Source organism: Lactococcus sp. DD01, from assembly GCF_001578715.1.
GTDB lineage: Bacteria > Bacillota > Bacilli > Lactobacillales > Streptococcaceae > Lactococcus > Lactococcus petauri.
Genome location: NZ_KQ968945.1, coordinates 1 through 10,182, shown reverse-complemented (window position 1 = coordinate 10,182; position 10,182 = coordinate 1). Strand labels below are relative to the sequence as shown.

The window sequence follows — 10,182 nt, the reverse complement described above, 5'->3', positions numbered from 1 at the left end:
TTTTTTTATATTGGTAAAATTAATAAATGAATCGTATCCAGCCCTTATCAAATAATTCATAACGCATTTATTTCGAAATCAATCATTTGAGCTAATTGATGGCATTCTGCAAATTCAAATATATTTTGGCACTTTCGCATTGCTTTTATTGCTTCTTTATCGCCTAGTTTAAATTGATAAAGTGATTTTTGATAGATAAATGTGATTTTTTCATATAAATCGTATTCGTGAATATTGGCTTCTTCTAAATATACAATAAGACTTTGAGCTAAAGCAAACTGTCTATTATCAATGAAAAGACTGAGGATATTAAGAGAGGCTCTTATAATCATTTTTTTGATTTCTGGATTTTTAATGCTCTTTTGTGTAGGTGAAATCATTTTATGAGTTAATAGGGATAAAGTAGCTAAATCAAACACTTTTGCAGAATGTCCGAGGAGCTTGATTTCAAATTCTCCCCATTCTTTTATGCCGTTCAGATAATTTTTAAGATAATGGATTTCACTTTCAGGCAGATTATATTGAGGATCAAGTAAGAGCATAAAAGCTTTCATAGCAATTTTTTCTAAAAGATATTTTTGACTTTTGGGATTATCCTCTAATCTTTTTTCGTGCTTTGCCAATAAATGTTGAAGTTGTAATAAATTACCTGTCATATAGGCAACTGTTTTTTCTTTACCAAAGTTTTTATCAGTTGAAAAAAAATTATAAGCATATTGAAATTCAGAAATAGAGACATTGATATTCTCTAAAAGATGAAAAAAAGTATCCATAGAAATCATACTTTTCCCATTTTCAAAATTTGAAAGTTGTCCGCTAGAAATTATATCATTTGCCGTTTCTTTTAGGGTGTAGTTTTTAGCTTTTCTAAATTCACGAAAAATTTTTCCGAAGCTGGTATCGATACTCATGAATATTCTCCTTGTAAATTTTGGTATATTGAACTTTTAAAATAGAGTGTTTGTAAGCTTGAACCATGTATTTTATTAACTTTTTGAATAAAAAATTAGAATTTTAAATTTAATATGTCATGGAAAATAGCTAGAGTTTCTTCAAGACTAATATTTAGTTTTATTATACAATGTATTTACAAATATGAAATGTGTTTGTAAATATATGATATATTCGTAAATAAGAAGAGGGAGGGAATAAATGTTTGATTTATATAATTTTTTAAGGCGATATTTCACAGTTTTAGGCAGATAAACGACAGAATTGAAAATCTAGGTTACTTATAAGAAAGGCGGAGCTAAGTGATGAACTATTTCTTTTATTTTTATCATTCTTGATACTCGCAAATTTTTTTAGTAAATTCGTGAAATGGTTGCTTGTGTCTGGTTTTGAATTCTCTATTAATCAGGTTACAGACTTATTAAGCATAGCTATTTCTAGTATCATCTTTTCGATAGTTTTTGCTTTTCTTGCTCTAAAGCTCGGTCTTCTAAAGTAAAGTTCAAGAGAAGCACGAAAGATAGTCAGTAAATAATAGAAAATTTACGAATAAAGTTAAAGTGTAAATAATTTTGAATAAGGTTGCCCAGCCATTATAAATGGCTTTTAAATATTTATTACCCGTTTTCGAAAGGAGAAAATGTATGAACAAAAATTTCAAAAAAGTAACTACAGGTGTAGCTGCATCTCTTTCACTATTTGCAGCAATGGCTCCAATTGTTGCGAACGCCGATGTAAATATAAATGATTCTAAACCACAAATGACATCTATATCAAATGAGCAATCGCTAATTGCAGACGAACCTGTTCATGGAGTAGGGAATATTCAAACTAATTTTGATTTATCTAATATTCCTCCTAGTGGGAAATCTCAAACTGTACAAGATGAAAACGGAAATGTGACTACGGTTGTTGTTACTCCTCAGTTCGATCCATTGACACGCGTATCAAATGGAACGTATAAAGTTAATGCTTGGGGAATTGGATGGAGTGTTACTTTTTACATCAATGTTAGCAGTAACACAATAACTAAAGCAAATAACTTAGACTATATTATTGCTATGCCTGTAAAATCAGCAAAATTAAGTATTGATAGTTCTAAACAAGCAACAGCCCGTTTTGGATTTAGTACACCTATTTACGATATTTTGAATTGGACTGGCTGGGTTCGTGTAAATATTAATGGTTCTAATAACTTAGTGGTTAGTCACAATTGAACATAGTTAGTATTATTTTTATTATTTTCCTTGCTCTTGTAATTGGGCTGGTAATTTTTATTACAAGACTCATTTCTAAAATAATGAAAAAGCGGTAAAGTATATTTTTGTTTTGTGCTAGCAAAAGGATTTACTATTAAGTATGCTAAGCTTATAAAATTAAATAAAATAAAATCATTTTTCCATAAGCTATTAAAATAAAAAATGCACGTGGATTGGGAAAAAATTGGCGGAACTCAACTAACTGTAGAGTTTGTCCTGAAAACCGATAAATGACTGATACGGAAAAGGAAAAACTGGGAAATCGCACCCAAAAAATTTCAATAGAAGATTTTAACAAAAATGTAGCATATAAATGATTGCTATATGTTCTTTTGGAGAAATATAAGAAGTCTGGCATTTGATGTCAGTCTTCTTTAGCGACTTAGTCTTAGTATTTTAGAAAGCTAAATTGTTATGCTATAATTATTTTATCACAAATATTATCGTTTTATCACGAAACGTTAACGAAAATTACACGTTTCTTAAAGTTAATTTGATGGCGATGCTTCAGACTAAGTTAGAGGCGTGTAAAATATTTGAGGAGACATTTTATGAACAAAAATTTCAAAAAAACAATTATTGATTTCGTTACAGGATTAACTTTGTTTTCCGCTGTAACACTGTTCTGCCTATGATCTTAGTTAAAAAAATTTTTGCGTGTTTTATGATTTTGGCTGTAGTAACCAATCTTATTTTTATAATCAATGATGGAAATTGGCTTAGGCTTTTGTTTGCTTTAATTCTTGGAACAATTGTTATTGCATCGAGTATGGCAATATTAAAAAAATGATGATTACATTTACTGAGTTATCTAAGGAGTTTGGGCATTTTTTAACAGAGATAATTTACCCGATGGAAAATTCCTCTTACTCTATTAAGCAAGGACTATCATGAGAAAAAGTAAAGTTAATACTGAAAGGCTTGCAAAGCGGCGCAAAATAGGTAAAACAATTCATAAGCTCTTTAAAAAGAACTTATAATATCTAAAAGGTAAGGTATAACATTATGAAATTATTTTTCTCAGGTTTAGCATTTATGCTAGGCACCAATTTTTTGAGGAGATTTGTGCAATGGGGGCTTGTGGCTTTCCTCGAATTTCCCCTCAATCTGACGACAGAATTATTAAGTCTAGCCATTTCAGGTCTTTTCTTGATAGCAGTCTTTACACTTGGTCCTCAGAAAATTGACATCCTAAAGTTAATTTTTTTATCATTCTTATTGCTCACCCGTTTTTTCGATCAGCTTTTCAACCACATGCTTGTGTCTGGTTTTGATTTTCCTGATACTCTAGCTATTGACTTGTTAAGTTTTGCTCTCCCCGTTCTTATCTTTGGAATACTTTTTGTTGTCCTAGGTCGAAAGCTGAATGTTTTCAAGTAAAATCTAGTATTTTTTAAATTTATACATGGAGGAATTTTATGATGCAACATAAGAGATGGAAGATATGGTTTTTCTTAGCTGGTTCAATTCTTGTCTTTTCAGTTTTTATTATGCTGTTGGTGAATTTTGGTCAGAAGATTGAATTTAGCATAGGAAAATTTACTCCTAATTACACAGCTCAAAAATACTATTACCATGAAAGTAAGGATAAAACCGAATTGTCTGTTTCTGATTTTAAAGGAACTACCAACATCAAGAAGCAATTTAATTCTCCCGGTATTTTACAAGCAGATATTTCTGAAGGTGAAGCAGTTGTTCGTATAGGAGAAACAGAAAAAGTGTTAGAAAACAAGCGGCCTTTGAGGTTGAGCGATAAAGATGACTTAAAGATTCAAGGCGAATTTTCAGGAAAGATTGTTTATTTGCAAGAAGGGAATTGAAATGTTCTTAAAAAAAGTAAAACCATATTTGGGAAGTTTAGGTTTTTTAGGCCTTCTAGGATTCTTAGGACTAATTAAAAATTTTGATGCTTTTTTCATATTTTTTAGTTTCTTTGCTTTCTTTAGTTTTTACTGGATGGGTAAAATGAATCTTGCAAGCAAGAGCTGGAATATAAGCTTGCCACTGAAGCTGCGAATCCCACTTTTGGTAGCTGTTTGTTTGTATTTTGCAGTGATTATTTCTTTTAATCCACCAGTAATAATACGTGATGGCGGATTAATTTTTCTTTCTTTTGGGTTTTCCCTAAGTTGGATATTATATGCCAAGAAGAGTTATGAAGATTGATTGATTTGATTTAATTGCCTTTCTTTTCATAAGGATAATAAAAAATGATTAGTAATCTCTTAAATAAGAAAAGATACGCTTGGGGAATACTTGGAATAATATTTTTCTACCTCGCGATTACCCTAATACTCTGGGAAAGACTGCCAGATGAAATATTTCTTCCTTTACGTTTTGATATTTTCCGGAGTGTTGGTTTTTACCCCAAAACAATAGAAAATGTAGCTTTTGTTTTCATTACGACAGTTATTGGGAGTTTTGCTATGCAAATAGCTATTGCTGTACTCTCTATTGGGAAGATTGACTTATTCTCTTTAATGATTATTTCAAAATTAGTTGATTTATTTGGTTGGCTAGTTGCAATACTTGCACCTTTAGCTTTCTTTGTTTGCTCATTTGCTAATAATGGATTTTATCTTGTTATTTTTTACCTTGCGGGGGCAATGATATTAAGTGGAGAATTTTTAAAGTTGAAATTTAGATACAAAAAGCTAAGAGAAGAAAACATACAAAAAAAATCGAGATTAAAATTATCTCGTTTTTTTTGCATGTTTTGTATGTATTGATGAAATCAATAACCCAGTCCTTGCCAAATATATTTTGGGATTTTAACATTACTTTTTTCTTATAATTTCAATATAATGGCAGTGAGGTAACCTTAACTAAATGGTCATATTGAAGAGTAATAAATGGAAACAAGGGGTTGAATTAGAAAGAAAAAATATGTCTTATGACATTTAAACCAGCCTTTATTGCTTATTCCCTTTGTTATAATAGTTATTTTTATCTTATTAATAAAGAAGATAAAACCACTTTCAGCCTTTTTAACTTCATAATAATTTCCGATAAAAAGCACAGATGTTGCTTTTTTGTTATAATGGAGGATACAGAAAAAATAGAGATATGCGGAGAAAAAATGGAAAATCTTTTTGAAAAACTGATGGATCAAATAAAAATGCCAAACCAAATTCGCGAATCGGCTCTTTTTTCAAGTGGAGAAATTGAAAATGTCGAAGTACATACGGAACGGAAGCTTTGGAAATTCCAATTAAAATTTGAGAAAATCTTGCCAGTTGAACAGTGGAAGGTTTTGTCTGGATTGATTGAGTCTGCTTTTTCAACTATCGCTGAGACGGAACTTTCGATAACAGTGGACCAACCTGAATTTGATGAGGCGATGCTTAACGATTATTATCAGCTTGCATTGACTTTACCAGAATTAGCAGATACAGCTTTTGCGAATATCTTTAAAAAATATCAGATAGAGCAACGAGGTGTTCAGATCAATCTTTTGGTCGAAGATAATCCTCAGTTGGATCATTTTGTAAAAAAAGACTTCCCTATCTTAGAAGAAAAGTTAAAGGATTTTGGCTTTGGAGCACTTACTATTCGCCCTGTTGTTGACGAAAAGTTAACCTTGGAAAAACGAGAGGCACATGAGCGTAAAGTGCATAACATGCTGGCTGCAGAGTCAGCCTCGCAACAGCAGATAAGTGAACTCAAAAAGCAACGCACAGATGAAGCTAGTGCCAAAACCGAAAAAGCTCCTGAAAAAATTGATACAGCCTTATCAGAAGGAATTTCATTTGGACGTAAAATTAATGGCACAAGCCCCGTGACTTCGATGAGCTTTATCGCTGGCGAGGGAAGTGGCGTTGTTTTTGAAGGTTATGTCTTTGATGCGCATCATCGTGAGTTTGCCAGCAATGGTACAGGAAAAGTCAATCATGTTTTGGAGATGAAGATTGCGGATGAAACTTCCATCTTCCAAGTTGTTAAATGGGGGCGCAAAGACAATGAGATAGCTCAATTTGACGCGATTGTTGAGAAAGTCAAAGCGGCCAATACAAGTGAAGATGGCTCGATTCAATTTGAACAAGGCATTTGGCTGCGTGTGCGTGGAAATATTGCACATGATGTTTATAAAGACGATCTAGTCATGACCGCAAATGATGTCGTTGAGATTGCTAAAAAAGAAGATTGTAGTCGAGTCGCGGCACAAATTAGTGCTGTAAAATCAGATAAAATTCAGATAGGGCGTGAAATTAAGAATTCTGAGCCAATCACACCGATGCGTTCGGTCAGTGAATTTTCTACTCATGGTGCTTTGGTGTTTGAAGGTTATATCTTTAAGAGTGAGCTGCGCGAGATTAAATCACGCAAGACAGGAAATATTAGCCATCTGTTAGAGATTGAAATGACGGATTATACATCCAGCTTTTATATCTCAAAATGGGTTCGTGGTGATGAAGAAATTGCTGTGGCTAAGCAGCTTACAGGCATTTGGGCGCGGGTACGCGGCACAGTGCAGCATGATGACTATAAAAAAGATCTTGTTCTCCAGATGAGTGACTTACAAGAAATACCGACACAAAGAGTGCGGGAAGATAAGGCGGCTGAAGGAGATAAACGTGTGGAATTTCATAGCCATACGAATATGTCAACCATGGATGCGATGCCTCCTGCAAGTAAGCTTGTTGCTCAAGCTGCGAAATTTGGTCATAAAGCAATTGCCATTACAGACCATGCGGGTCTTCAAGCTTATCCTGAAGCTCACCAAGCCGGTAAGAAACATGGTGTAAAGATTATCTATGGTGTAGAGGCAAATCTGGTAGAAGACAAGATTCCTATTGTATTTAATGAAGAAGATGTCAACATGTATGAGTCAACTTATGTTGTCTTTGACGTGGAAACGACAGGACTATCTGCTGTACATAATGACTTGATTCAAATTGCCGGAACGAAGATGCATAAGGGAAATCCTATCGGCGAGTTTGATGAGTTTATTAACCCTGGTTATGCCATTAGTGATTTTACAACAGAATTAACAGGTATTACACAGGATCATTTAAAAAATGCGAAGCCTCTATATGATGTTTTAAAAGCCTTTCAAGAATTTTGTCAAGGCAGTATCTTGGTAGCCCATAATGCTACTTTTGACGTAGGCTTTATGAATATGAATTATCAGCGAAATGGCTTGCCTATCATTAAGCAACCTGTAGTGGATACTTTAGAATTCGCTCGTAATCTGTACCCAGAGATGAAGCGTTTTGGTTTGGGACAATTGACGAAAAAGTTTCAGATTGGTTTAGAGCATCACCACATGGCCAATTATGATGCGGAAGCGACGGGACGTTTATTGTTTGTCTTCCTTAATGAAGTTCGCGATCGTTTTGGCTGGACATCACTGCTTGACTTGAACGACAAACTCGTAGCGGAAGATTCTTATAAGAAAGTCCGTCCAAAACACGTTACACTTTATGCTCAAACACAAGCAGGTTTGAAGAATTTATTTAAACTTGTAAGTTATTCTAATGTTAAGTATCTTGCTGGTGTACCACGTATTCCGCGTTCCGTTTTGCAAGAACATAGAGAAGGCATCATTGTTGGCTCAGCCTGCAAATCAGGCGAAGTTTTCGATGCAATAACCAATAAAACCTTTGAAGAAGCTTTAGAAATTGCCAAGTTTTATGACTTTATTGAAGTTATGCCGCCAGCGCTGTATCAATCTCTTGTTGTCGGGGGTAATTTTAAGAGTGAGAAAGAGCTGCAACAAACGCTGAAAGACTTGATTAAGCTCGGCAAGAAGTTAGGCAAACCGGTCTTAGCTACTGGTGATGCTCATTACCTTAACTCAGAAGATGCGATAAATCGTGAGATTATTATACGTTCGCTGGGTCAAGGGGCAGAAATCAACTGGAATCAAGGAAGAGGGGAGCATGCAAAACCTCTACCTTTACCCGAAGCGCATTTCCGTACGACAGATGAAATGTTGGACGAATTTAGCTTCTTAGACGAAGCCACAGCGCGTGAAATTGTTATCACCAACACGCAAGAAATGGCAGAGCGGTTTGAAGAATTAACACCTGTAAGAGATGATCTTTATACCCCGAAAATGACCTTTGAAGGTGGAGAAAGTTCCGAGGAGCGAATCACGCGTTTGACTTATGAGAAAGCGCACGAGTGGTATGGCAATCCTTTGCCAGATATTGTAGATGCGCGTTTGGAAAAAGAGTTACGTTCTATTATAGGGAATGGCTTCTCCGTGGTTTATATTATTTCGCAAGAACTTGTACGGCGTTCAAATGAACGTGGTTATATAGTAGGTTCTCGTGGATCAGTGGGTTCATCACTTGTAGCTACAATGATTGGTATTACCGAGGTTAATCCTCTCGCACCGCATTATCGCTGCCCGGAATGTCAATATTTTGAATGTTATGATGATGGGAGCTACGGCTCAGGTTATGATATGCCTGATAAAAACTGCCCAAAATGCGGACATAAGTTGGTAAAAGATGGTCATGATATTCCCTTTGAAACTTTCCTTGGTTTCAAAGGTGACAAAGTACCCGATATTGACTTGAACTTCTCGGGAGATGATCAGCCTTTGGCCCATTTGGATGTCCGTGATATTTTTGGAGAAGACTATGCTTTTCGTGCGGGAACAATTGGTACGGTAGCCGAAAAAACAGCCTTTGGTTTTGTTAAAGGTTATGAACGAGATTACAATCAGTTTTATAGCAATGCTGAAATTGATCGTTTAGCCATGACTTCAACAGGTGTTAAACGTACAACTGGGCAACACCCGGGCGGGATTATCGTTATTCCAAACTATATGGATGTCTATGATTTTACACCTGTACAATATCCAGCTGATGATGTGCGTGCGGAATGGCAAACTACCCACTTTGATTTCCATGCGATTCATGATAACATCTTAAAACTTGATATTCTTGGACATGATGATCCGACGATGATTCGAAAACTCCAAAGTTTATCGGGGATTGTCCCACAAGATATTCCCATGGACGATGAGGAAGTAATGAAACTCTTTACAGGCACAGAATCGTTGGGGATTACGGAGGAGCAACTAGGCGCAAAACTTGGTACGCTAGGTATTCCTGAGATGGGGACCTTCACTTCAATGAACATGATTGCTGAAGCTAAACCTAAAACTTTTGCGGATTTACTGCAAATTTCAGGACTTTCACATGGGACGGACGTATGGGCAGGTAATGCCCAAGAATTGATTCGCTCAGGAATTGCTGACTTGTCCAGCGTTATCGGTTGTCGGGATGATATTATGGTTTACTTGATACATGCTGGTTTAGACGAATCCATGGCCTTTAATATTATGGAACGAGTGCGTAAAGGGATGTGGAGCAAGATTGGGGCAGAAGAAAGAGAAACCTATGTTAATGCGATGCGTGAGCATGGTGTCCCAGATTGGTATATTGAATCTTGTTCGAAAATCAAATATATGTTCCCGAAAGCCCATGCTGCTGCCTATATTATGATGGCTCTTCGTGTTGCTTATTTCAAGGTACATAAGCCAATTCTTTACTATTGTGCATGGTTTTCTATTCGTGCAACAACATTTGATGTTGCAACGATGGGAGCAGGTTTAGATGCAGTCAAGGCGAAGATGAAGGAGATTCGTGATAAAGGTTTCGATGCAACAAACACTGAGGTCTCTTTAATGACAACGCTTGAGCTTTGTAACGAAATGCTTGAACGTGGCTATAAATTTGGTAAAATTGACCTTTACCGCAGTGAAGCTACAGAATTTGTTATCGATGGCGATACATTGATTCCACCTTTTATCACAATGGATAGCTTGGGCGAAAACGTTGCAAAACAACTTGTTGAAGCCCGTAAAGAAGGAGAGTTCTTGAGTATTATGGAACTTCGTAAACGAGGAGGCGTGTCACAAACAGTTGTTGACAATATGAAATCTATGGGAATCCTCCAAGGAATGCCAGAAGATAATCAATTAAGTCTCTTTGAAGACCTCTTTTAATAAAAAAAC

6 protein-coding genes and 2 pseudogenes are annotated in these 10,182 nt (G+C 35.4%); 7 read left to right on the top strand and 1 reads right to left on the bottom strand.

The window, feature by feature from the left end; translation table 11 throughout:
* Nucleotides 1–56 precede the first annotated feature (56 nt).
* Complete coding sequence (locus LACDD01_RS10885) at nucleotides 57–911, bottom strand: Rgg/GadR/MutR family transcriptional regulator (protein ID WP_061415236.1); 855 nt, start codon at nucleotides 909–911, stop codon at nucleotides 57–59.
* Between the two features lie 684 nt (nucleotides 912–1,595).
* Between LACDD01_RS10885 and LACDD01_RS10880 the strand changes: the two genes are divergently transcribed.
* The 7 genes and pseudogenes from LACDD01_RS10880 to LACDD01_RS10855 all read left to right on the top strand — a co-directional run.
* A complete protein-coding gene (locus tag LACDD01_RS10880) occupies nucleotides 1,596–2,168 on the top strand; it encodes a DUF5626 family protein (RefSeq protein ID WP_061415234.1) in 573 nt (190 codons plus the stop codon).
* A 1,047-nt stretch (nucleotides 2,169–3,215) separates the two neighbouring features.
* Nucleotides 3,216–3,590: a hypothetical protein gene (locus tag LACDD01_RS10875; RefSeq protein ID WP_061415231.1), complete on the top strand. Its 375-nt coding sequence runs from the start codon at nucleotides 3,216–3,218 to the stop codon at nucleotides 3,588–3,590.
* 38 nt (nucleotides 3,591–3,628) lie between these two features.
* Nucleotides 3,629–4,030, top strand: a complete 402-nt coding sequence (locus LACDD01_RS10870) for a hypothetical protein (protein ID WP_061415229.1) — start codon at nucleotides 3,629–3,631, stop codon at nucleotides 4,028–4,030.
* 1 nt (nucleotide 4,031) lies between these two features.
* Complete coding sequence (locus tag LACDD01_RS10865) at nucleotides 4,032–4,376, top strand: DUF3796 domain-containing protein (protein WP_061415227.1); 345 nt, start codon at nucleotides 4,032–4,034, stop codon at nucleotides 4,374–4,376.
* Nucleotides 4,377–4,420: 44 nt separating this feature from the next.
* A complete protein-coding gene (locus tag LACDD01_RS10860) occupies nucleotides 4,421–4,939 on the top strand; it encodes a hypothetical protein (protein WP_061415225.1) in 519 nt (172 codons plus the stop codon).
* 164 nt (nucleotides 4,940–5,103) lie between these two features.
* Nucleotides 5,104–5,898, top strand: a pseudogene (locus tag LACDD01_RS12695) (PolC-type DNA polymerase III N-terminal domain-containing protein); the annotation flags it as partial.
* 438 nt (nucleotides 5,899–6,336) lie between these two features.
* Nucleotides 6,337–10,173, top strand: a pseudogene (locus tag LACDD01_RS10855) (PolC-type DNA polymerase III); the annotation flags it as partial.
* Nucleotides 10,174–10,182 lie beyond the last annotated feature (9 nt).